The sequence below is a fragment of the Falsiroseomonas oryzae genome, from assembly GCF_027856955.1.
GTDB lineage: Bacteria > Pseudomonadota > Alphaproteobacteria > Acetobacterales > Acetobacteraceae > Falsiroseomonas > Falsiroseomonas oryzae.
Map to the genome: position 1 here is coordinate 1 of NZ_JAPSMD010000750.1, position 1490 is coordinate 1490.

Annotated in this window: 1 protein-coding gene; it reads left to right on the plus strand. The window is 73.9% G+C overall.

Features of this window, described 5'->3' with window-relative positions; genetic code table 11:
* The coding region (locus OZN99_RS31355; RefSeq protein WP_456299922.1) for a [protein-PII] uridylyltransferase family protein at window positions 1-1490 on the plus strand (1490 nt) is incomplete at both ends.

The following is a 1490-nucleotide window of genomic DNA, read 5'->3' on the forward strand; positions in this document are numbered from 1 at the left end:
CGGGCGCCAGCAGGTCGCCGCGCTGCTGCGCCAGGCGAAGCGGCAGGCGGCGCTGATCGCCGCGGCGGCCGACCTGGCCGGGCTCTGGCCGCTGGACCGGGTGACCGGCGCGCTGTCCGAGCTTGCCGACACCTGCACCGACTACGCCTGCGCGCATCTGCTGCGGGAGGCGCAGGCGCGCGGCGAGCTCAAGCTGGCCGGCGGCGGGGCGCGGCACGATCCGCGCGCGACCGGGCGCGGATCGGGCCTGGTGGTGCTCGGCATGGGCAAGCTCGGCGGGCGCGAGCTGAACTACTCCTCGGATATCGACCTCATGGTGCTCTACGATCCGGTCGCGGCAGCCTACGATGCCGACCGGGCCGGCGCCATCTATGTCCGCCTGGCGCGCGACCTCGTCAGGCTGCTGGAGGAACGCACGGAGGACGGCTACGTCTTCCGCACCGACCTGCGCCTGCGCCCCGACCCCGCGGCAACGCCGCTGGCCGTCAGCCTGCCGGCGGCGATCACCTACTACGAAAGCATGGGGCAGAACTGGGAACGCGCGGCGATGATCAAGGCGCGGCCCGTTGCTGGCGACCGTATGCTGGGCGACAGCTTCCTGCGCGAGATCCGCCCCTTCGTCTGGCGCCGCCACCTGGATTTCGCGGCGGTGGCCGACATCCATTCCATCAAGCGCCAGATCCACGCGCACAAGGCGGCCAAGGGTGCGCATGCCGAGGTGCAGGTGCCCGGTCACGACGTGAAGCTCGGCCGCGGCGGCATCCGCGAGATCGAGTTCTCCACCCAGGTGCTGCAGCTGATCTGGGGCGGGCGCGACCCGGCGCTGCGCGACCCGACCACGCTCGGCGCGCTGGCGGCGCTGGCGGCGGCCGGGCGGATCGACCGGCGCAGCGCGGCCGACATGGCCGATGCCTACGTCTTCCTGCGCAACGTGGAGCACCGCCTGCAGATGGTCGCCGACCGGCAGACCCACCGCCTGCCGGAGGATGCGGAGGGGCTGGCGCGCATCGGCTCCTTCATGGGCTTCGACCAGCCGGAGGCCTTCTTCAGCGCGCTGACCGGGCACCTGTCCCGCGTCGAGCGCTGCTATGCCGGGCTGTTCGAATCCGCCCCCGACCTGGCCGCGCCGGATGGCGGTGCGGGCAGCCTGGTCTTCACCGGGGTGGAGGACGATCCGGCGACGCTCGACACGCTGCGGCGGATGGGCTTCCAGAACCCCTCCGCCGTCGCGGGCATGGTGCGCGCCTGGCATCACGGGCGCACCCGCGCGACGCGCAGCGAGCGCGCGCGCGAGCTGCTGACCGAGATCATGCCCGCGCTGCTGGCCGCCTTCGGCCGGCAGCCGCAGCCCGATGCCGCGCTGATGCGGCTGGATGCGGCGCTGGGGCGGATGCAGGCCGGCGTGCAGGCGCTCAGCCTGCTGCGGCAGAACCCGGCGCTGCTGGACCGCCTGGCCTTCGTGCTGGGCGCCGCGCCGGCGCTCGCCGACC